Raw genomic sequence first — 23,451 nt, 5'->3', positions numbered from 1 at the left:
ATCAGCTTTGTACAAGTTTACAGTTTTTTAGGCATTCTGCTAATTATGCTACAATGCGCCTGCTGCTGTTTTATCCAATACACCTCCACCTAAGTGAGCGGTAATGTTCATTGCTTGCAGTACTGGCAAACTATTAGTACCCGATGGGTAATCGATAACGCTAACTGCACCATTTCCTTGACGGAAATTCCAGAATTGTTCTGAAGACAAACCCAGAATATGACAGAGTAAAGTTTTATTAGTCGCATCGTGAGCGACGACCAAGCCGGTTTTAAGACCCTTTGCTAATGCTGTTTCTACAATAGCTTGCCATGCTATGACAGCACGATCCCAAACTTGCTGCAAATTTTCCCCTTCTGGCATCTGCACTTCGGCAGGTATTGTACGCCAGCGATGCAGTTCGCCGGGAAATTCTTGCTCAATTTCTTCTTCTAATTTTCCTTCCCAAAGCCCGTGGCTGATTTCTCTCAAACCATCATATAGTTGCAATTCTAGATGGGGATGAGATGCCAAAATAATTTCTGCTGTTTCTTTAGGACGCAGCATTGGACTACTCACGGCAAAATCAATGGCAACATCTTTGAGAAATTGGGAAGCTTTCTGAGCCTGCTGTCTGCCATTATCATTTAGAGGAACATCAATTTGACCTTGAAATCTTGTTTGGCGGTTCCACTCAGTTTCTCCATGCCGCACTAATAATAATCGTACCCCTTGATGATTGGGTCTTAAGGAGGGTAAAGTTTCTCCAAGGTGTTGGGTTTGATTGAGAGATTCCAGTTGGACTGATTCCTCCAAACCTCCAGCAAAATTGAGGACGGTAATATTACAGTTGGATTGTTGTATGGAATGGTAGCGAGATGCGGGAATCGAAAGTGCCGTGCCAATCAAAGCACGATTAATACCGTTATGTCCAACAATCAGAATAGTTTCACCTTGATGGCGTTGTAAAGCCTCTTGCCAAAATTGACGCGCTTGTTCGTATAAAGCTAGGACGGGAAAGAATTCTTTGGTTTCTTCACCATTTTGAATTAGCATTTGGAGTCGATCCGGTGTTTCCTGCCAAATGCGATAGTCTTCAGGAAACTTCTCCTTAACTTCAGCACTCGCCAACCCTTGCCATAAAGGAAGGTCAATTTCTAGTAACTTTTCAGAAGTTTGGGGAACAGGACATTGTTTGGAATGATTGGCTAATTCTTGATGAATAGTCTCTGCTGTGTATTTGGCTCGTTGTAGGGGGCTAGTGTATATTGCGCTAAATGCGATATTAGCAAGAGCTTTGCCCACTTTAGCCGAATCAGCACGACCTTGTTCTGTGAGCTTGGATGCATCAGTACGTCCTTGTATGCGTTTTTCGGCGTTGTATGTGCTTTGACCGTGACGCACAATAATCACACGGGTCACTTTTTGCCCTCCTCTATTTTCAGTGCGCGAACAAAACCCTTGTTACTAATAGATACTTGTCCCTAAGTACAGGGCAGTGTTCCAATAGTAAATGCGATCGCAGGGGGTTTACTTGCGTAACATAATAAAAAGAGTATCATCCATTGCCTCGTGAGATGATTGCGACTCAATATATTTCTTGAACTAAATATAAGAGTCCCTCTAGATTTTTGGGCTCAAGCCTAAAATCCGGAGGGACCAGATGACTGATTGAGTTTTTCCAAAATTTCGATTACCTTATTGCAGAACAGATCTACGTGAAATCTAGGATTTCTACCTAGGTGTCACTTGGACTTCCACTGCATTGCCATTCTCAAATGGCTGGTTGCCTCCTTGTGGTATGATAACGTTGTTTGAATTAAACCTGTCATTCTGACGCAACTCAACGCGATCGCTAATCGGTATAACACCTGTTGGCGCAACCTGAACCCCTGTCCTTGAACTGTTACCTGCATTTAGATCTGAAAAAAATCTTGAGTAATCGTTCTCAGCCGACCTATTGCCGATCCCAGTTAAAGAGCCACCCTGGATGGTGTAGTTTTCCTGGTTGGATTGTGGTGTCTGCAAAGATTGTCCGTATGCTGTACCACATATCCCGATAGTTGCTGCCATAGCAGTCAAAGCAGCGATAGCTCCAGTATTCATTGTCTTCACCTAACTTCCAAATTCTTTGACGCCCGATGATACTATAAGAATATTCTGTTTACTTCTTATTGTAAGCTTAGCTACAAAAAAATCAGTATACCGGAATACATATTCTTTAAAACTCAGACACGTTATAACTTTAGGTTGATATAACACTGTAAGTTGGCGATCGCGATCGGTATTTAATAAGATATTGATTGATTTTCAGGAGCGTTGCATTAATATAGCATTTTTAAAATATCAGTCAAAAGCGAGATTTATCAACTCCTTCTACCCCTACCTACACTACTTGAAAATTTTTATAAATTTTTTATAATTCCTATTTTTAGGATATCAAGATTTTTCTTAAATATTCTTTGTGTATTTCTTCTTAGAAAAAATTCAAAAAATTTGAATCTTGAGAAAATAAAGATACATTTTGTAATAAAAGTGTTTTCTATCCTTAACTAGTAAATGTACGAAAAATTTGTAAAAAACACTCAGAAATCAACTGAAAATGAAAGAAAAAGTTGCTCACATAAGTATATTTCCAAACCTAAACAGGAGTTACATAGGACTCCTATATACTCTTTTAGTCAAGAAGCTCACCGAAATTTAACTGCTGTAAAAGCGATAAAACTTTACCAGAAGTAGAACGCGATCGCTAACCTCCAAAATGGAAATAAAACAGATGTCTTTGTTTTCAACCCAAGACGATTGCAAGTCTTTACAAAAGAAAAAAAAAGCTAAACTAGGACGCTATGGACGTATCCAAAGAGAACTGGAAACATCAGATCGAGATCCCTACAAAGTCTTGATTGAATGTGAGCCGCCACCACTAGCAGCCTATAACTACAAATTTGTGGATTTGTTTTGCGGTGCGGGGGGAATGACACAGGGTTTTGCTCAAGCTGGATTTCAGCCAGTCGCAAGTGTAGAAGTCAATGAAATTGCTTCTGCTACTCATAAAATGAACTTTCCCAAGTGTCACCATTTTTGTGGCGATATAGAAAAATTTGATTCGCATCAATGGTTGTCTGAAATTAATTCGCCTGAAATCCATCTTGTTGTGGGTGGACCGCCATGTCAGGGATTTTCTGTTGCAGGAAAACGGGACTCTAAAGACCCTCGGAATCGGTTGTTTCGTGAATTTGTGCGAGTTGTTTCGGAAATCCAACCCTGGTATGTTGTTATGGAAAATGTACCGGGAATTTTAACGATCGATAAGGGGGCTCTCAGGGAAGAAATTTGCCAAGCTTTTGCAAGTATTGGTTATCCTCATGTATCTGTTGCTATTTTAGAATCTGCAGCATATGGAGTTCCTCAAATTCGCCCCAGAGCCATTTTTATTGCCAATCGATTTGGCATGGCAAACCCGTATCCAAAAGTACAATTGTTATCTGACCAATACAAACCCATTGAATCAGCAATTGCCGATTTGCCAGAGTATACACCTATACCAGAGATTAACCATCAATGGACTCGTCATTCTCCTGAGTATATGGAAAGAATTGCTCAAGTTCCACCAGGAGGTTCTTTATACACAAAATATGTTGATGCTTTCAAGCGTCAATACCCAGGGTTACCCAGTATGACAGTCAAAGAAAACCATGGTGGAACACACATTCATCCTTATCTCAATCGCGTAATTTCAGCACGCGAAATGGCAAGGTTGCAAACATTTCCAGATACATTTCTTTTTGCAGGTTCCATGAAAAAAGCAATGTGGCAAATTGGAAATGCCGTACCGCCTCGCCTAGTAGAGTGTATTGGGTACGGGCTCATTCCTTCCTTAAATGAAATATACAGAAACCTCTCGCAAGAGGAAATAAACTAACAATGCCTTCTAAGATAGAACTTCTACCCCCCATCAATGCTAAGTGCGTGCGGGAAAATGGCAAACAATTTTATGTGGACACTTTGGGAAACCGTTTTCCCAGCGTGACAACCATACTAAATGTTACAAAACCGCAAGAGGAACGCGACAGACTCAACAATTGGAAATTTCGTGTTGGGATGGAAGAAGCAACTCGTATTTCCACAACAGCAAGCCGTCGGGGAACTCAAACTCACAAACAAATTGAACGTTATTTGCTTGGAAAGAACGTTGATTGTCCTGAAGCGAGTCTTCCTTATTGGGAAAGTATCAAGCCTGTCTTAGAAGAAATTGATACAATAAGACTTGTGGAAGGTTCGGTGTTTCACTACAACAAAAGCTATTCTGGTAAAGTCGATTGTGTCGCTAGTTATAAGGGTGTACCTTGTATTTGTGAGTGGAAGACATCAGATAAGCCTAAAGAATCGATTGAGCGATTGTACGAATATCCATTGCAACTAACGGCTTATTTAGGAGCAGTGAACGATTACTATCGAGATTATGGTATTAAGATAGATCGTGCTTTGTTAGTTGTGGCAATTCCGGAGAGAGAGGCTGAGATATTTTGGTTTGAACCAGAAGCCATGCAAGGGTATTGGGAAAAATGGGAAAAAAGGGTTGTTGAGTATTGGCAAAGAATGGGTAACGAATACAATAAGTAGCATAGCTGAGGGTACTAGTTACGTGCTGATTTCTTCGTTAAACTAAGATATCTAGAACCTTTTGCAAAGAAAGTAGGATAAGAGCGGAATAGATATTAATTGCCTGTAGCAAAAATTTGTTCTGCAGTTAGCTGTATATCTTTGAATGTAGGTGATATGATACGGTCACTACCTCGAAATTGGGTAGGTTTTTGATATTGGTTTCTACTAGATGATAACAGGTAAATCGATATTGTCGGTTGCTTTGGATTGCCAATATAATCTCGACCTCCTAAGCCTAAATAATCTACAATCCAGTATTCTGGGATACCTAATGTACTGTAGTCTTCGACTTTTCGCGCATAATCATTTTGCCAGTTAGTACTGACGACTTCTACTACGAGTTTGACAGAAGTTCCTAAAGTAATGACAGGTTCATCTTGCCATAAAGGTTCATTAACAATTGTAGCTTTATCTAGCACTACGACATCAGGACGGAAAGCTGTTGTTGTGCCTAGAGGTTTTATTAAACAACGTGTAGGTGTAAACCAACCAACGCTCAATCGATCTATTTCAACATTCACTTTTCGTAAGATAAAAGCAGCTACTTCTTCATGTGGTCCGGTTGGTTCCATATCAAGAAGTTCTCCGTCAATTAATTCGTAGCGTTCATTATCTCCATATTTAGTCATGAAGTCATCAAATGTCAGGAGTTTCGGAACAGCTTTTGTCATCGCAATCGCACCTCCTTATTTGTTTTGTCGTTCGCACTAAGTCTACCGATACTCAGCTTCAATACTGAATCTAATAGTAGGGGAAGGACAACGCCAACCCTGTCTGCTAGATCTGACAGGAAGACAACCTTGCGATAAGCCGGGTACGGCTTGCGCCAAGGGCGATCGCATTGCTTCCGACGAGATATCATCGGGTTTGTAAAACCACCAATCTCCCCTACTCTCGGATCTTGAGACAGCTGTCAATTTGCGTGTAGGGTATCTCTGCTTGTTGTAAAAGCTCGCTAAAGTCCTTTCTCGTAAACTATTGCTGCGAGGATTCATTTCCTGAGCCCAGGTACAAGTTGCGTTAATATTCCATAAAATAGCAGTCGCTATAAAAAATAAAGTTGGAAATTTATTTTTACCCATACTTCTGATTGAGCAGAAAATAGCAATTCAACATTTGCCTTTACAGAGTCTCTACATTGGCATTTCCAGGTATAGCTGAGAAAGAGAAGACGCTGTCAATACTATGAAATAAATCTCAAAATTGGAGCCATCTATCACTCAAGCACCGCCAAGACAGATTTCGGTAATAATTTATCTTTAAACCAAATAATACGAGCAGGTACATCATTCAATTTAACACCTGCTTTTTCCAAATTCAATCGCTCAGAAATAGCTAAAATCAAATTATGAGACTGAGCGCGACGCACCTGTGCAAACTTTTTTTGCAAATACTCCGGTCGCCAATATCCTACAATTTCTAATAAAAAGGAGCGTCCGTCGGGATGAACCAATCTAAAATCCGGAATCATTACACTTCCAGGTATCGGAATTAAGTCAACTTCTCGCTCCAGTACCCAATCAGTTTTGAGAGCATCCCACTTATCAGCAAAAGAATGCTCTAACATACTGTCATACGGTTTCCCTGGGGGATAATGAGTCACCAAACCGCAATCAGAATTCAAAGTAAACCGCCCTGTTTTCCAAGTATTGGTGTAAACATCCCGAATTTGAAGCGTAGCAGCAAGACTCCATTTTGTAACATGAAGTAAAGCTGGTATAAGTTTAGCAATTGCCAAACCATACCGCGTACTGGGAGTAAACAAACTTGTAGGACCATCAATTGTAATCGTAAATCCGTGGTCAGCATCTCCCTCTATGTAAGACATTAATTGAAACAATTTGAGATATCGAAACAAAAGCTTGTATTGTCCCGGAACGTTTCGATGAGCGTTAATTGTTAATTGGCTCGCCTTATAAAACACCCCCTGTACCTGAGATAAGTTGTAGCGGTGTAACAAACTTTCTGACTGCGGTGCATCAAAAGCAGTTAAAATTTTATTCTCAGATAAATCCGCATACAATCCATTACGCACCTGTTCCGACACAACTTCCCGTTCGAGTTCGCGACTTAATTCATCAGCGATCGCTTGCAAAGTCACCTCTGTCAATTCACGGCTTGGAACAGACTTAGCCGCCAAAGCAAAAACCTTTTCTCTTAACATTTGAGGTTCCAAAGGACTAACCACCTCAAACGTGCAAAAACTGCTTTTTAAAATATAAGCCAAACCACGCTTTATCTTGTAATCTGGAGTATCACCCTCAAACTCCAACAGTTGGCGCTCGAGAACTCCTTGAGAACTACTCACCGCCTTTTGAAAAAAACCAATCAACTCCGTTGCTATCTCTAAATTTTTATCATCAACCTTCAACCTCTTAGGAAGAATTTCTTCCCCATTTTGTCTGTGACTGAGTAAATCAGTTGGTAACATCTTCTTGCTTTTGGATTTTAGATTTTAGATTCTGGATTTTCAGTCTTATAATTCAAATCCAACTGTTCGGCTGCTTTATAACTTTTCCCCTGACCGCTTCCATAAACCACCTGCAAATTCTCTCTTCCCCGCTCTCCTGACTCCTTGCTTCTCTGCTTTCTTTCAACACCGCGCCTCCTAGCCGAAGTCCCTTCCTCAGTTGTATTCTCAGCCACCACCTCATACAACACTGCTTGCTTGTTCCCTTCTTTCCCCCTTCTCAAAACCCTTCCCAAACGTTGAATGTACTCCCTTGCCGAACCAGTTCCTGATAAAATAATAGCAACAGAAGCTGAAGGCACATCTACACCCTCATTCAACACGTGAGAAGCCACCAAAGTCCTATACTCTCCCTCCCGAAATTTCGTTAAAATTTCATGCCGTTCTTTGACAGGAGTTTGATGAGTAATCGCAGGAATTAACAATTCTTGAGAAATGCGATAAACCGTCGCATTATCAGCAGTAAAAATTAAAACTCGTTCCGGATAATGCTGTGTTAATAAATCTAACAAAATTCGCAATTTTCCATCAGTTCCCAAAGCAATTTCCTTAGCTTCACGATGTGCTAGCATTGCCCTACGTCCTGCTTGAGAACGCGCACTCATTTGCACAAATCTTTGCCAACCTTGCATGCTACCCAAAGAAATTTTTGATTCTTTCAAAAAATCATTGCGAGTTTGAATCAATTGATTGTATTTTTCCCGTTCTTGTTGTGAAAGTTTGACTTTAATTTGGACAATTTCGTGTTCTGCTAGGGCTTTACCCGCGAGTTCCTCAGCCCTTTTACGATAAACCTCCGGTCCTATTAAAATATTTAAATCCGCATGCTTCCCATCAGTTCGTTCTGGTGTAGCCGATAATCCCAAACGATAGGGTGCGATCGCATATTCAGCAATTACGCGGTTAAAATCCGTTGGTAGGTGGTGACATTCATCAAAAATCAGCAAAGCGTACCGATCCCCAAGTGTTTCTGCATGAATGGCTGCACTATCGTAAGTTGACACGAGAATGGGTGTTTTATCCCGAGAACCACCTCCTAACAGTCCCACTTCAGCGTCAGGAAATGCTGCTTTTAAATGAGCGTACCACTGGTGCATTAAATCCAGGGTTGGGACAACAATCAGAGTCGTGCGAGGCGTCGATTGCATTGCCATCTGCGCTAAATAAGTCTTTCCGGCTGCTGTTGGTAGTACCACTACCCCCTGTCTTCCCGCCAACTTCCAAGCGGCTAGCGCCTCGCTTTGGTGGGGATAGGGCTCCATTTCCAAACTTGAAGCCAACTCTATTGGGTAAAACTCTTTAGCCTCGTCAATAAAACTGGTGTTTTCTGCTTGTAGCGCTTCTACCAAAGGACGGTATTGAATGGCTGGAATCCGAAATTTTTCTACCCTGTCATCCCACGTAGCAAAATCCATCCAGCCTTTACCGCGAGGTGGTGGATGCAAAATTAATGTGCCACGATCAAAGGTTAATGTAGGGGTGCGACCCATATAAATGCTTTTTCCTACTCTTGAAACTGGGAACTGAGGACTAGAGATTGGGATTGGAAGACAATCCAGCGATCGGTCTCTTGCACCGAGTTCTTTCATTAAATATTAATAACGTAATTATACGTATGATAAATCGGAATGGCTCAGATAAAACACAAGTTAATGCATTTATCAACCAGATCAAATCCCACTGGAAAAGACCCCCCAGTCTTTTTGACTCTTACAATGTCCAGCGTCATCGCTTTACTCTCAAGCGACTGCGACTGCAAGCGCAGCTTATGCTAATTGTTGGTTTAACAGTTATTGCATTTTTCTTGTGGCTTAACGTACAACCTTCAGGTAAATTTTCTGCGCTTACTCTTGGAGTTTGTATAGAAATAATAATCGGTACTTGTTTGTTTTTCTCCAAAACTCAACTCGGTTACCGTCACCCTCACCTTATCTTTTTAAGTTTAAGTTGGTCTGTAACTTGTATCAATCAAATTGGTACCGCTTTACTTTTTCATGTGATTGAGCCAAGAATAGGCATTTGGAATTTAATGTTTCTCACTCAAGCAACGATGGTTCCTGTCCTGTGGCATCTCCATATGATTTCTCAAATAGGAACTATCTTTTGTTACCTGACCTTATACGGACTGTTTCATCCCACTCTAAAATATCCGTTTCCCTATTATGTCGAACAAGGATTGTATTTATTCTGGACTTGTGTTATTTGTAATTTGTCTGTTTATTTTTACGATAAATTACGAAAAGAAGAATTTCACACTCGCAAAGATTTAGAAGTCGCTCAGGAAAAGTCAGATAAATTATTACTCAATATTTTGCCAGAAACCATCGCGTCTAAATTGAAGCACCAGCGAACTACAATTGCCGATCATTTTCATGAAGTGACAGTTTTGTTTGCAGATATTGTTGGCTTTACAGAACTTTCAAGTCATACCTCTCCAACGGAATTGGTCGAGTTACTAAATGAAATTTTTTCCAAATTTGACAAACTAGCAGAACAGCATGGAGTAGAAAAAATTAAAACAATTGGTGATGCTTACATGGCTGTAGCCGGATTACCCATTCCCCGTAGCGACCACGCACTTACAATGGCTAAGATGGCATTGGATATGCAACGCACCATACAACAGTTTAACCAAGAGAGAGATTTGTCGTTTCGCATCCGAATTGGTATTAGTACCGGACCTGTGGTAGCAGGTGTGATTGGTTTGAAGAAGTTTACTTACGATCTTTGGGGAGATACTGTCAATACAGCGAGTCGAATGGAGTCTCACGGAATAGCTGACTGCATTCAAGTTTGTGAAGCGAGTTATGAGCGCTTAAAAGATAAGTTTTTGCTGGAAAAACGGGGTTTAATTTCTGTTAAAGGTAAAGGAAAAATGATGACATATTTACTGAAAGCAGAATATATTAAGAATTAATATGTTTTTTAACAAAAAGTAAAAAAAGATAAACGAATTGAAGCAATTGTGACACTAAAATTTATACAAACTTAATGTTATAGGTAGTCGATAAGACAAAACACAGATATGTGAAAAAATGTAAACTTACTTAGTTAGGAGTTGCACTTTAGCACTAAAGCGCAACTCCTAACCAGCAATCATTATTTCCATCAATTTACTTAAATATGACAAGTTATCACGGTTTTCTGCAATACAAGGAGCACTGACATTGAAAGGAAACAACCTTCTTGCACCTTATTTTATTACCGCCTTGGCTGTAGGTAGCGCTTTAACAATGACATTATTACTACAGTCAATGCTAACACCAACCCTGTTTCAACTTTTTTTTGCAGCTGTTGCCATTAGCTCTAGGTACGGCGGGATGGAATCGGGGTTGTTAGCTACTGTTTTGTCAAGCTTAGCTATTGGTTATTTTTTTAGTCAACCTATATATTCATTAGATATTTTGGCTGTTGACAATCTTTTCCGATTGGGTATATTTATTATTGTTTCAATACTGATTAGCTCGCTCAACTTAGAATTGCGTAATGCAAAACAGCACCTTGAGATAAGTGTTCAGAAGTTACGCTCAAGTGAGACAAGGTTTAGACGACTCATTGAATCTAATATTTTTGGAGTTGCTTTTGGTGATTCCAGTGGCGGTATCCACTATGCCAATGATTATTTTCTAAATATGGTGGGATATACTGCAGAGGATTTACAATTCAAGAAAGTCCGCTGGGACGTTATGACACCCCCAGAATACAGGCAAAGAGATGCAAAACAAGTAGAAGAATCCAAAAAAAATGGAATTGCTACTCCTTACGAAAAGGAATATCTTCGTAAAGATGGCAGTCGGGTACCAATTCTTATTGGTGGTGTCATAGTGGAAGAACCAGGCGCAAATGAATTGGAAATGATAGCATTTGCTCTGGATTTAAGCGATCGCAAACGGGTAGAAGAAGCGTTACGACAGCGAGACTCGGAGATGCGTTTAATTACCAACGCCGTACCTGCGCTCATTTCCTACGTTGATGCTCAACAAAGATATCGTTTCAATAATAAGGGTTATGAAGAATGGCACGGAATTTCCGCGTCAGATATTTATGGCAAAACAATTAAGGAAGTTGTGGGTGAGTCAGTTTATGAGTCAATTTGTCCCCATGTAGAAGCTGTTTTGTCAGGAGAACACGTAACTTACGAAAGTAATTTGAAATATATAGATGGTGTCAGCCGTTATGTCAATATCTCTTATGTTCCCCAATTCAATTCTGATGAAGTCGTAGGATTTGTTGCTCTTATTCAAGATATTACAGAGCGCAAGCAAGCAGAAATTGCTTTGAAAGAAAGTGAAGAACGGTTTCGCCAACTTGCAGAAAAAGCCGAAGCCACTAACCGAATAAAAGACGAGTTTTTAGCCACACTCTCACACGAACTTCGTACCCCTCTCAACGCCATGCTTGGTTGGACGCAGCTCCTAACCACCAGAAAGTTTGATGAAAATACGACTGCTAGAGCGTTAGAGACATTAGACCGCAATACTAAATTATTATCAACACTTATAGAAGATGTTTTAGACGTATCGAGAATTATTACAGGGAAACTGCGCTTGGATGTTCGACAAGTAAAACTTGTACCTGTTGTCCTTTCAGCAATTGAGACAATACGTTCCGCTGCTGACGCTAAAGACATTACTATTGAATCGTTTTTAGATCCCTCTATCGGTATTGTTTTAGGTGATAGCAATCGCTTGCAACAAGTTGTCTGGAATTTACTTTCTAACGCTGTTAAGTTTACACCTCGTGGTGGTAAGGTTGAGGTGAAATTGTTTTTAGAAGAGAGTCAGTGGGAAAAAACTCAACGCTCGGCACTGATTGAAGTTAAAGATACAGGAGAAGGAATTGCTCCCGAATTTCTACCTTACGTCTTTGAACGCTTTCGTCAAGCTGATAGCTCAAGTACGCGAGCGCATGGAGGACTCGGATTGGGTTTAGCGATCGTTCGCCATCTCATAGAATTGCATGGTGGTATAGTTTGCGTTACCAGCCCCGGAATTGGTCAAGGTGCAACATTTATTGTTAGTTTACCTTTAAAAACAGGAGGAAAAGAAGAGAGTGAGAGAGTTACAGAAAAAGAAAAATTGCGATCCTCACTTCCTCCTGTTTACCCATCGCCCCATCCTCTCAATGGTTTGCGGATTCTAGTTGTGGATGATGAGCCAGATGCGCGTCAGATAATTACTACAGCATTAGGACAATATAAAGCAACAGTCATGGCAGTTGCTACTGCAACAGAAGCATTTGAGGCGCTGCAACGATTTCAACCAGATGTACTGGTAAGTGATATTTCTATGCCACAAGAAGACGGTTATTCCTTAATTCGTAAAATTAGGGAATTAAGTGAAGAGCAAGGCGGGCGCACTCCTGCTGTGGCGCTTACAGCATATGCTAGAGCAGAAGACTGCGATCGAGCACTGCTTGCAGGTTTTCAACTTCACGTTCCCAAGCCAGTCAACCCAGATGAATTAGCAGCAGTTATTGCCAATCTTGTTGGGGAAATGTAATTTTCTTTAATTATCTAGAATGGAACTAAAAGTGAAGATATTATAGTACCTGCTTCTGACCTACTGAATTTTGAGCAAGAGGAAAACATGAGTATTGTCATATCAGATGAAACTTTGCATGAAGCGTGGAATGACAGAAACTGAATTTAAACAGGAAATTGCGCTGTTGCTGTTTGAGTCAGGAAAACTTTCTCTTGGTTATGCTAGCAAATTAGCAGAAATAGATAAAATACGGTTTCAACAATTGCTTCAAGAACGCAAAATTCCCTTATACTCTTATGAAATAGAAGATTTTGAACTCGATTTGAAAAATTTACGGGAATTAGGTAGGTTGTGATTGTTGTCAGTTATTTTCTATAAACATCTTTCCGATGCTTACACTGCAAAATTCGTACCACTTGATTTTCATCATCTCAATCTGTTTTTGTACTGCCTTTGAAATAAGGACTTGGATTTACTTTAGGAATAGATGTACGCAGATAAATTTGTAGAAAATTGCTTTTTTGGTAAATATCATAAAAATAGAACACATCATTGAGGAGAATCAATCGCCATGACCATTATTACTGCAAAATGGACGATTGACGAGTATCATCGGATGATCGAGGCTGGTATCCTAGACGATCGCAAGGTTGAGCTACTCAAAGGAGAAATTGTAGAAATATCGCCAGAAGGAGAAACCCATGCTTATTCTAGCCATGAAGCCAGTCAGTATTTAACGAAGTTGCTAGGTAGCCGTGCTACAGTACGTCAAGCCAAGCCTATTACTTTGCCTAACAATTCTGAACCCGAACCAGATACTGCTATTGTCCAACCTTTAGGGCGTGAGTATAGAGTTCACCATCCCTATCCAGAGAACATCTTTTGGCTGATTGAGTATTCCGACTCTAGCTTAGATAAATATTTAGATAAGAAAAGCAAGATTTATGCTGAAGTCAGTATATTAGAATATTGGGTCGTTAATCTTAAAAAGCTACAACTAGTAGTGTACCGCGATCCTACTGACGGAGAGTACGCTACAAAATTTACCCTAACTACAGGAACCATTCAACCTCTCGCCTTTCCTGGCATTTCTGTGTCAGTAGAGGAAATTATCAGTGCTTGGATTATACTTCCACAAACCAACTTGCGATAAGCCGGGTACGGCTTGCGCCAAGGGCGAACCCGAAGGGCAATGCGCTTCTAGTTGAGCGAACTTATACCGTAGAGTTGGGTTTGTCGGCGATTTATCTAATTGCGGGTAACTTTGTCCAAACTTTTAGAAACGGTTAATACAAGATGACTGAGGAGTATTCCAATCTTATGAGTATTCAAGCAGCATATGATAATTGGTCAGACACATACGACACTGACAAAAACTTGACACGCGATTTGGATCGAACAGTTACTAGAGAAACCTTGATTGGTTTGAGTTGCAGATCGGTTGTTGAGATTGGCTGTGGTACAGGTAAAAATACTCTTTTTCTTTCACAAATTGCTGAAAAAGTTCATGCTATCGATTTTTCAGCATATATGCTTGAAAAAGCAAAAGAGAAAGTGAATTCAGCTAACGTAATATTTTCCCTAACGGACATTACAAAACAATGGGCTTGTGAGAATGGATCTGCCGATTTGATAACCTGCAATCTCGTTCTAGAACATATAAACGATCTCCCTTTTATATTTTCAGAAGCATCCCGCGTATTAGGTAAAGGAGGACACTTCTTTATATCTGAGCTACATCCCTTCAAACAATATGAAGGAACAAAAGCTAATTTTCAAAGGAATCAAGAGAGAGTTGAAATTCCAGCTTTTGTGCATCACATCTCAGATTATATTAGCACGGCAAAAAATTATGGTTTCACTCTTGAGAAGTTCCAAGAATGGTGGCACGAGCAAGATTGCAATAAACCTCCAAGAATTGCATCATTCTTGTTCAAAAAGTGAAGGCGATGCAAAAAGTATGATAATCAGAGATTAACGAAAGGTGTATCCCACAATCCGATCTATAAAATTAGTCTGGAATTTTTAGCTATTGAGCGCTGCTAATTGTACTAGTAAATATACTTTAGGTTGGAAATGTAAAAAAACATATGGGGAATTGCAAGCGTATTGGCATTCTTACAAGTGGAGGAGATTGCTCGGGGTTGAATGCTGTCATTAGAGCTGTAGTTCATTGTGCGTGTGGCAAAGGTTGGGAAGTCCTGGGAATTCGTCAAGCAACTCTCGGATTGATGGCGCGTCCCGAGCAATTTACAAAACTGGAAGTTGACTTAGTTGACCCACTGTTAACTTCTGGTGGGACAATGTTAGGAACTACCAACACAGGCGATCCTTTTGCTTTTCCCATGCCTGATGGCAGTCTATGCGATCGCTCAGAAGAAATTATTGCAGGTTACCATCAACTGGGTTTAGACGCTTTGATTGGAATTGGGGGGGATGGTAGCTTGGCTATTCTTCGTCGCTTGGCACAACAAGGTGGTATTAATTTAGTGGGTATTCCCAAAACAATTGATAATGATATTGGGATTACCGAACACGCGATCGGTTTTGACACGGCTGTGAATATTGCCACAGAAGCGCTCGATAGATTGCACTTCACGGCAGCTTCTCACAGTCGAGTCATGATTTTAGAAGTGATGGGTCGCGATGCGGGACACATTGCCATTGCTGCGGGGATTGCTGGAGGAGCAGATGTCATATTAATTCCAGAAATCCCCTACACCATTGACCATATCTGCAACAAAATTAAACAGCGCCAAGAGCAAGGCAAAAACTATTGTTTAATTATTGTTTCCGAAGCAGTTCGTACAGTTGAGGGTGAAACTGTCACGATGACAAATCGTTTGGGTCAATCCCGATATGGCGGGATCGGTCAGTATTTAGCCGACCGAATTAGCGAGTGCATTCTTGCAGAAACCCGAGTCACAGTTTTAGGACACATCCAACGGGGAGGAACGGCTTCACCACTCGATCGACTCGTAGCAGCAGCCTTTGGTGTAGAAGCGGTCAATCTCATTGCTGAAGCTAAATATGACTACATGGTGACATGGCAAAATCGCCAGGTGGTCGCAGTACCAATTGCTGAAGCGATCGCTCAATACAGAGCTGTCAGTCCAGAGGATACCTTAGTGAAAACTGCTCGCGGTTTGGGTATTTATTTAGGAGATTGACCGCATCATTCGGAGATTGGTATCCTATCTTAAAAAACAAGGGTGAGCCGCATCGCACCCTTGTTTGCCATATCTGTATTGTTTGGTAGGAATACCTGTGTTAAAGAATGTTTATTTTTGGTCGGTTTGTTGTTCCTACAGAATTTCTCTCTCCCAAAAGGCTATGGTGGTGTACAGCTCTCTACAAAAGAGATGAAACATCGTCAAAAGGGAGAATTGGAATGAAGTTCCCCCCTTTTTTAAGGGGGGTTAGGGGGGCTCGAAACCGCCAGAATGCACTTTAGAAAACTTGTGTACACCACCTTAGCCCAAAAGGAGAGAGATTAAGTTTTTTCTCCCTTCTCTCCTTAGGAGAAAGGTTGGGGATGAGGACAGCTTTTGAGGACGTACTTAAAAATTCTTAATTAATAAATGTAAACTTCTTCTGGTTTTTGCGTAATGCCGTCTAACAATGCCGATGAATTACATGAAGGTTTAATTCAAGTTTTACTACGCGTGTAGGAAGGTTCATATCAGAGGGAAACCTCTGACAGAACCAGAACTTACCTTAGTACACATCAACTCACACTTTTTTCAAGAGGAGCTGACATACAAAAGAATATAACATACTACCTAATTTAGAAGCCTGAGTATTATCTTCGTTCAATTGTAATTTTTTGACAAAGTTTGAGTTATTTTATGCATTTTTTCAATAAATCATACGTAGTAGCTTGTTAGGAATCAATCACAAACAGTTAAGGAGTTTTGCAGGGTATGGCTTATGAGATAGAGATTGGCGATCGCATTATAACTAGCGAAGAACTGATCGCTTTGGTCGCACAGTACAACATGGTGCCACAACTCTTACAAGAAATCGTTATCGATAGAGCGATCGAGCAAATAACCTGCATAAGAGAAGAAATCGCTGTAGCTAGCCAGCAATTCTTCAAACAACATCAAATTAGTAATTCTACCGAACATGAAACATGGCTAAAACGTTACAACCTCAACCATCAGCAATTTCAAGCCCTGATAACTCGCAAGTTAAGAATAGAAAAATTTCAGCAAGCAACTTGGGGAAACAAACTAGAATCTTACTTTCTCCATCGCAAGCCACACTTAGATCAAGTCATATACTCTTTGATTCGCACGCAAGAATTAGGCATTGCCAATGAACTGTATTTTCGCATCCTAGCTGGGGAGCAAACCTTTGCTGAAGTGGCGCGGGAATATTCTGTAGGACCAGAAGCAGACAGAAGCGGAATTGTCGGACCTGTTGACCTTGGCTCGTTGCACCCTGGCTTAGCAAAGCAACTTCAAGTCAGTCAACCCGGTCAAATTTGGCGTCCCGTACCTTTTGGAGAATTTTTCGTTATTATACGCTTGGAAAAATTTCTTCCCGCACAGCTCGATCAATTTATGAAACAACGTTTGTTAAAAGAATTATTTGAAGGTTGGTTGCAAGAACAAATTAATCAGCTCTCAGCTACAGATAAAGCTTGGATGAGGGTGACACGCAAACAGCCACAAGAGAAATCTACTAACGCCGCATAGGAAAAGATTAGAAAAATTGGTGCAGCATATGATGACAAATATTTCTGTTGATATAAAAGAATACTTAACAAGTTCATTTCCTTTTTTACACTTATCAGAAAAGACTCTAAACAATTTACAGAAAAAATTTCAATTTTTGCGCTACCGGATGGGTCAAACAATCGCAAAAAGAGAAGCCCTACCCGAACAAATTAGCATTATCTGTCAAGGACAAGCTCGTTTGCTAGGATACGATCCTCGGTCAGGCAAACCCGATACTTTGATGTTGCTGCAACCAGGAGAAGTGATAGGTTGGGTAAGTCATGTACGGGATGTGGCTTGTGAAACTGCGATCGCATCTACAGAAGTGATTTGTCTAAATTTGCCTGCTACCGATTTTCTATCTTTAATGAAGCAAGAATCAGCCTTTGCGGAAGCATTGCAAAGTCGAATCTCCCTAACAGAACTGTATGAATTATTAGGAGAAGAACTCAATCGGCGAGCTGATGGCAACACGGATTTACTGAAACTGACACGAACTGCTTGGGAAACAGCTGTTGTGCAAACATTCCCCATGGGACGATCCTCCTTAATTCCTGGAAATGGGGAAGACCGTCTGTGGTTAGTCAGCGGTAGTTCTCATACTAAATTTCCTGTAGGCAGTCCTGTAGACTTAAACGCTAACACAAAGCTACCCCTTCACGGAAACCTGCGTTTAGTTGGTGTACCAAAGTATTTACTACCAGCATCTATCATTCCTGTAACAACATCCACAACAGCAGATTCCTGGGCATCAGATATTCCCTACGCCTCAGAAATCGTTGCCAAACCAGCCATATCCAAGCAATCCCAAAGAGAAAAATATCCTTATATTCGGGCTAGAGGTCCAATTGATGCAACCCTGGCATGTTTTCAGATGTTGAGCCAGTATTTCAATATGCCCTTCCGCCGAGATATGCTGCGGCGAGTTTTGACCAAACAACAAGAAAACGCGGGTAGTTTATCCCTGCAATTTTGCGGTGCAGTTGCAGAGTTGATGGGGCTGACAACCCAGATAGTCAAAATTCCTGCATCTGCTGTCAGCAGATTGCAACCTCCCGTCATGATTTCCTGGCAAGATACTTTTGCAGTTATCTACAAAACCAGTCCCCAGGAGTTACTCATTGCCGTTCCTGAAATGGGACTCGTGCGTCGCAAGTCAAGAGACTTTGCTGAAACTTGGGGTACTGAAGGGGAAGTGTTACTCCTACAACCTACAAAACACACACCTAAATCGAGATTTGGTCTCTCTTGGTTTGTCCCCTCTCTGCGACGCTATCGAAAAGTTCTGATTGAGGTCTTGATTGCTTCAATAGTGGTACAGATTTTTGGCTTGGTGAATCCTCTTGCAACACAAGTCATCATTGATAAAGTTATTGTAGGCAATAGCCCCGATACCCTAGAAGTTTTCGGTATATTTTTAATAGTCGTCTCAATTGTAGAAGCTATACTGTCTAACGTTCGCACCCATTTATTTGTAGACACGACAAATCGCATAGACCTTTCGTTAGGTTCAGAAGTCATCAATCACCTGCTACGCTTACCACTCTCCTATTTCGATCGCCGTCCCGTAGGCGAATTAGCAACGCGAATTAACGAACTCGAACACATCCGTTCCTTCCTCACCGGTACGGCTTTAACAGTAGTCATGGATGCGGTGTTTTCAGTGATTTACATCGCTGTCATGGCTATTTATAGTTGGGTGCTGACCTTAGTGGCTTTAGTGACAGTACCGCTATTTGCCCTATTGAACCTATTAGTATCGCCAATTATGCGGCGACAATTGCATGAAAAAGCCGAGCGCAACGCCGAAACTCACTCCTATTTGGTAGAGGTTATGGCGGGAATGCAAACAGTCAAAGCGCAAAATTTAGAATTACGCTCCCGCTGGCAATGGCAAGAACGCTACGCCCGCTACATTAGTGCTGGGTTTAAGACAATTTCTACCCAAACAACTGCTGGGTCTCTCAGCAACTTCCTGAACAAACTCTCTACTTTATTAGTTTTATGGGTTGGAGCTTATCTAGTTCTCAACGGACAACTCACCTTGGGACAACTTATCGCTTTCCGCATCATCTCTAATTACGTCACAAGTCCCTTACTGCGCTTAGTCCAACTGTGGCAAAATTTTCAAGAAACAGCTTTATCCTTACAACGCCTGAGCGATATTCTCGATACACCCCAAGAAGAAGAACAGGGAGAACATCAAAATATCCTCATGCCTGCAATTGAAGGTCACGTTTGCTACCAGAATGTTTCTTTTAGTTTCCGTCCCAACAGCCCCATGCAACTGTGCAACATCAATGTCGAATTCCCTAGAGGTTCATTTATAGGTGTTGTCGGTCAGAGTGGTTCTGGGAAAAGTACTATGTTAAAATTATTACCCAGACTTTACGAGCCAGTCTCGGGAAAAATCTTGATTGATGGTTACGATATCAGCAAAGTAGAGCTTTATTCCCTCCGCCGTCAAATAGGGGTAGTCTTACAAGATACTTTATTGTTTGATGGAACAATCCGAGAAAATATTGCTTTAGCTTATCCAGATGCTAGCGATGAAGAGATTATTGCTGCTGCCAAAGTCGCTTACGCTCACGACTTTATCATGTCATTGCCCAACGGCTACAACACTCAAGTTGGCGAACGAGGTTCTGGTTTATCTGGAGGACAAAGACAGCGAGTTGCGATCGCTCGCACAGTCTTGCAAAATCCGCAATTACTGATTTTAGACGAAGCGACAAGTGCTTTAGACTACAATGCGGAAGCACAAGTGTGCCGCAATCTAGCAGAAGCATTCAAAGACAAAACAGTATTTTTCATCACTCACAGATTGACTACTATCCGTAACGCCGATGTCATTTTGATGATGGATAAAGGCGCGATTGTAGAACAAGGAACCCATGAAGAATTGATGTCTCTTAAAGGTTACTACTACTGTTTGTATAAACAACAAGAAAAAGGCTAATGGTGAGTCCAGCGCTGCAGGCGGGTTTCCCGCCGTAGGCGACTGGTGAGACCAGCCCTGCAGGCGGGTTTCCCGCCGTAGGGGACTGGCGAACCCGAAGGGCGAACCCGGAGGGCTAATGGCTAATAGCTAATGGCTAATAGCTAATAGCTAATGGCTAATGGTTAATGGCTAAGATAATTAGCTACTAGCTATTAATAATTGGTAATTAACAATGAGTAATATTATGAATACTGAATACAAATTCGATCAACCCGTTATATTAGAACAATCTTCTACCTGGTCGCGGACGATTGTGTGGGGAATTATTGGTATTACTGCTTTTACAATTATTTGGGCATCAATCTTTAAAATTGATGAAGCAATTCCCGCAACTGGTAAGTTAGAACCTCAAGGTGCAGTGACTGATGTGAAAGCTCCTGTTAGTGGTGTTGTTAAGATCGTTCATGTTAAAGATGGTCAGCGAGTGAAAAAAGGCGACCTCCTCGTGACTCTCGAACAAACGACTGCGAAAGCACAGTTGATATCATTACAAAAAAATCGTTCTGCTTTGGTACAGGAAAATGATTTTTACCGCCGTCATCTAGCAGGGAATGTTTCATCGAATCTTAAACTAGGAGTCACACTTAATATTCGTCCGGAAATTGCTTCTTTAACTCAGAGTCGTGCTGCGATCGTTGCTGAAAATCAAGTTTATCGCGCACAGTTAAGTGGTTCAACACATGGAGTGACCTTGACTCCAGACCAAAAGTTGCGCTTGCAAAGCCGTGAATCTGATTTTAGTTCTCGCCTAGCGGATATTCAGCTAGAAAAAGAGAAAACAATTGAGAAATTGAGCCAAAACCAGCTTGAGTTAACTAGTGCGAAAAATGTACTGGCTATTAGTCAAAGAATTTTCAAAGATATGGAAACGGTCATGAAGGAGGGTGCTTTTCCAAGAGCGAGGTATTTGACTCAACAGCAGGAAGTTGTAAAATCTCAAGCAGAAGTTGCTCGTCTTATGAAAGAACAGCAGCAATTAAAACTAGCGATCGCCCAATCAAATGAAAAAATCCGCAATACTGAAGCTCTTTCTAAAGAGGATTTACTTTCACGCATCACAGTTAATGAAAAAAGTATTGCTGAAATCGACAGTCAACTGACTAAAATTATTTTGGAGAATCAAAAGAAAGTTAACGAAATTGACAGCCAAATCAGTCAATCGCAGGAAACTCTGAAATATCAAAAAATTAGCGCTCCTGTGGATGGAACTATTTTTGAGATGCAACCTTCTAGTTCTGGATTTGTTGTGAATACGACTGAGCCAGTTGTAAAAATCGTTCCTAATGAAGAATTAGTTGCTAGAGTGTATATTACTAACCGCGATATTGGCTTTGTTAGACAAGGGCAGAAAGTCGATGTCAGAATTGATTCTTTTCCTTTCCAAGAGTTTGGTGATATTAAAGGAGAACTGATTTGGATTGGTTCTGATGCTTTGCCACCCGATCAAATTCACAATTTTTATCGTTTTCCGGCAAAAGTGCGTTTGGATAAGCAATCTGTCTTGGTGAGCGATCGCTCTTTGTCCCTACAATCGGGTATGTCCATCAATGCCAATATAAAATTGCGTCAGCGTACTATTATGAGTATCTTTACTGATTTCTTAGTACAGAAAGCAGAAAGCCTGAAGTCTATTCGCTAATTCAATCCCGAACAGGTGAAAGCAGCCCAGTAAAAAGGGTGAGAGAAAGGTTTGGACTCTTGGCAAAAAGATTCCAAATTTTTTCTGGCTTGGTAAATTAGTTTTCCAATGCGAAGGTGTTTTTTATATTCTTCATTTAAAAATAACACTTGTTGTGCTGCTAACGCTGGGTATTACCTGAACGATCGTACTTGGTTTTATTTGTTTCCCATCTTTATCAGCAAAGTAAACAAGACTATGGTTTTAAAGCTGGCGATCGCGTAGCACTTAACATTGCAAGTAATTGGTATTAGAACTGACTGCGTTATTATGTTATTCTCAGTAAATTTTCGAGCGAGCCTCTTAAAACACGTTTATTATGGTAGCGATAGAAACACGATCGCACACAGTAAATTTTCACAAAAGTCTCAAGACGCGCCATAGCGCGTCTCTACAAAAAGTTATATGTGTAGCTGAATAAATAATGCAGTCTTCTAGACAGGACGTAGGTTTAGCAGTTCTTGAGGAGATGCCAGCATATCGATCGCTACAAAGAAAATTTTGCCTTCAGGATTGATTAAGAACCGCCACGCAATGTTCATGCCAAGCTGTACACCGAACCAAGGAGTTTGGACTTTACCTGTGATTTTTAATTGTTTAGAACCATCTGCTAAAACTTCTGATATACCCTTTTCTGGCATGATGTTGAGTCCTTGTGCTTCTGCGCGCAAATAGGCTGCAATTGCTTGAGGACCAACAATCGGCTTTTGGAAAGGAGGTTGCAAAGCACCATCTGGAGTAAATAGAGCAATAGCAGCGTCAAAATTGTCTGCGTTTAGAGCCTCAATGTAGTTGATTACAGTCGGATCTGTGATGCCCTCGATAGTGACTTTAGTCGGAGATGGGACAGTGCGCTCGAACATGGGTTCTACAGCTGCTCTTGCGTAATTAGTAGAACTTGCTCCTGGGTCATATCCCATATCTACTACAGTATTGCGAAGGACTGTAATTTGTTGTCCTGGATCGAGTTTTTGAATGGCTTCTAACACGACTCTGACACCAGTACTCATTTGATAGCCCGGTGGGATAGGAGCAACAAGTCCCTGTTTCATCAACTCTCCTAACTCGTACCAGAAAGCTAGCTTGGTGTTAACGCTGAAGTTTGCATAGGAGCGGCTGATGGGCGTGTCAATATGGTCAGCAAGCTCTCTCATAACTTGCGTTTGCTCGTCATTAGATAGTTGCTTGATTTGGTTGAGTAGCCCTTCTGCTAGTTGCAAACGCGCTGCTCCTGGAGCCGCAGGAGTGATTGTACGACCTAGCTCGGTGTAGGCAAACCAGAGTAATGCCAATTTATCATCAACGCTAAGTTGGTCAAATAGTGCTATAGTTGCTGGGATTGGACTGGGCACTTGAGTGCCGGAGAAAATCTTTTGCGCCGATTCAATAGATAAAGACATATTAAAATCTCCACGTTTATCTGTTTACTGATTGCGCTGATTATTCAGAAG

At 41.0% G+C, this 23,451-nt stretch carries 18 protein-coding genes; 11 read left to right on the top strand and 7 right to left on the bottom strand.

Going from position 1 to position 23,451, the window contains the following annotated elements:
- Window positions 1-48: 48 nt before the first annotated feature.
- Together AB0756_RS05615 and AB0756_RS05610 are read right to left on the bottom strand one after the other, a co-directional pair.
- The gene (locus AB0756_RS05615; protein WP_038087366.1) at window positions 49-1,401 is read right to left on the bottom strand and encodes a histidine phosphatase family protein; all 1,353 of its coding nucleotides are present in this window, start codon (window positions 1,399-1,401) and stop codon (window positions 49-51) included.
- Between the two features lie 312 nt (window positions 1,402-1,713).
- Window positions 1,714-2,085: a hypothetical protein gene (locus AB0756_RS05610; protein ID WP_050046320.1), complete on the bottom strand. Its 372-nt coding sequence runs from the start codon at window positions 2,083-2,085 to the stop codon at window positions 1,714-1,716.
- 670 nt (window positions 2,086-2,755) lie between these two features.
- Here AB0756_RS05610 and AB0756_RS05605 point away from each other — a divergent pair.
- Window positions 2,756-3,901 (top strand): DNA cytosine methyltransferase, encoded by a 1,146-nt coding sequence (locus tag AB0756_RS05605; RefSeq protein WP_237265847.1) that lies wholly within the window; start codon window positions 2,756-2,758, stop codon window positions 3,899-3,901.
- Between the two features lie 2 nt (window positions 3,902-3,903).
- The gene (locus AB0756_RS05600) at window positions 3,904-4,602 is read left to right on the top strand and encodes a PD-(D/E)XK nuclease family protein (protein WP_038087371.1); all 699 of its coding nucleotides are present in this window, start codon (window positions 3,904-3,906) and stop codon (window positions 4,600-4,602) included.
- A gap of 95 nt (window positions 4,603-4,697) precedes the next feature.
- Here the strand turns inward: AB0756_RS05600 and AB0756_RS05595 are convergent, their stop codons facing one another.
- The 4 genes from AB0756_RS05595 to AB0756_RS05580 form a co-directional block, all read right to left on the bottom strand.
- Window positions 4,698-5,315: a Uma2 family endonuclease gene (locus tag AB0756_RS05595; RefSeq protein ID WP_038087373.1), complete on the bottom strand. Its 618-nt coding sequence runs from the start codon at window positions 5,313-5,315 to the stop codon at window positions 4,698-4,700.
- Window positions 5,316-5,357: 42 nt separating this feature from the next.
- Window positions 5,358-5,726 carry a hypothetical protein gene (locus tag AB0756_RS05590; protein WP_050046319.1) on the bottom strand — a complete coding sequence of 123 codons (369 nt, stop codon included), beginning with the start codon at window positions 5,724-5,726 and terminating at the stop codon, window positions 5,358-5,360.
- A gap of 134 nt (window positions 5,727-5,860) precedes the next feature.
- Window positions 5,861-7,075, bottom strand: coding sequence for a DUF790 family protein (locus tag AB0756_RS05585; protein ID WP_038087376.1), 1,215 nt, complete (start codon window positions 7,073-7,075; stop codon window positions 5,861-5,863).
- Between the two features lie 17 nt (window positions 7,076-7,092).
- Window positions 7,093-8,604: a DEAD/DEAH box helicase family protein gene (locus AB0756_RS05580; protein WP_038087378.1), complete on the bottom strand. Its 1,512-nt coding sequence runs from the start codon at window positions 8,602-8,604 to the stop codon at window positions 7,093-7,095.
- Between the two features lie 125 nt (window positions 8,605-8,729).
- Between AB0756_RS05580 and AB0756_RS05575 the strand changes: the two genes are divergently transcribed.
- The 9 genes from AB0756_RS05575 (at window position 8,730) to AB0756_RS05535 (ending at window position 21,961) form a co-directional block, all read left to right on the top strand.
- Window positions 8,730-10,031, top strand: coding sequence for an adenylate/guanylate cyclase domain-containing protein (locus tag AB0756_RS05575; protein ID WP_038087380.1), 1,302 nt, complete (start codon window positions 8,730-8,732; stop codon window positions 10,029-10,031).
- 250 nt (window positions 10,032-10,281) lie between these two features.
- Window positions 10,282-12,615 carry a hybrid sensor histidine kinase/response regulator gene (locus AB0756_RS05570; protein WP_050046318.1) on the top strand — a complete coding sequence of 778 codons (2,334 nt, stop codon included), beginning with the start codon at window positions 10,282-10,284 and terminating at the stop codon, window positions 12,613-12,615.
- Window positions 12,616-12,745: 130 nt separating this feature from the next.
- Window positions 12,746-12,952: a UPF0175 family protein gene (locus tag AB0756_RS05565; protein ID WP_202048596.1), complete on the top strand. Its 207-nt coding sequence runs from the start codon at window positions 12,746-12,748 to the stop codon at window positions 12,950-12,952.
- A gap of 216 nt (window positions 12,953-13,168) precedes the next feature.
- Window positions 13,169-13,750, top strand: a complete 582-nt coding sequence (locus AB0756_RS05560; protein ID WP_050046317.1) for a Uma2 family endonuclease — start codon at window positions 13,169-13,171, stop codon at window positions 13,748-13,750.
- Between the two features lie 167 nt (window positions 13,751-13,917).
- A complete protein-coding gene (locus AB0756_RS05555; RefSeq protein WP_038087495.1) occupies window positions 13,918-14,541 on the top strand; it encodes a class I SAM-dependent methyltransferase in 624 nt (207 codons plus the stop codon).
- A gap of 146 nt (window positions 14,542-14,687) precedes the next feature.
- Window positions 14,688-15,767: an ATP-dependent 6-phosphofructokinase gene (locus tag AB0756_RS05550; protein WP_038087390.1), complete on the top strand. Its 1,080-nt coding sequence runs from the start codon at window positions 14,688-14,690 to the stop codon at window positions 15,765-15,767.
- Between the two features lie 753 nt (window positions 15,768-16,520).
- Window positions 16,521-17,300, top strand: a complete 780-nt coding sequence (locus tag AB0756_RS05545; RefSeq protein WP_038087394.1) for a peptidylprolyl isomerase — start codon at window positions 16,521-16,523, stop codon at window positions 17,298-17,300.
- Between the two features lie 28 nt (window positions 17,301-17,328).
- A complete protein-coding gene (locus AB0756_RS05540) occupies window positions 17,329-20,280 on the top strand; it encodes a peptidase domain-containing ABC transporter (protein ID WP_082051798.1) in 2,952 nt (983 codons plus the stop codon).
- 214 nt (window positions 20,281-20,494) lie between these two features.
- Entirely contained in the window at window positions 20,495-21,961 is a 1,467-nt protein-coding gene (locus AB0756_RS05535) for an HlyD family type I secretion periplasmic adaptor subunit (RefSeq protein ID WP_408103986.1), read from the top strand.
- A 473-nt stretch (window positions 21,962-22,434) separates the two neighbouring features.
- Here AB0756_RS05535 and AB0756_RS05530 read toward each other — a convergent pair whose 3' ends face one another.
- Window positions 22,435-23,400, bottom strand: a complete 966-nt coding sequence (locus tag AB0756_RS05530) for an orange carotenoid protein N-terminal domain-containing protein (protein WP_038087402.1) — start codon at window positions 23,398-23,400, stop codon at window positions 22,435-22,437.
- Between the last annotated feature and the right edge of the window lie 51 nt (window positions 23,401-23,451).

It is taken from the genome of Tolypothrix campylonemoides VB511288_2 (assembly GCF_045999855.1).
In the GTDB taxonomy this organism is placed as follows: Bacteria; Cyanobacteriota; Cyanobacteriia; order Cyanobacteriales; family Nostocaceae; genus Scytonema; species Scytonema bouteillei_A.
This window is presented reverse-complemented; position numbering and strand designations above follow the sequence as displayed.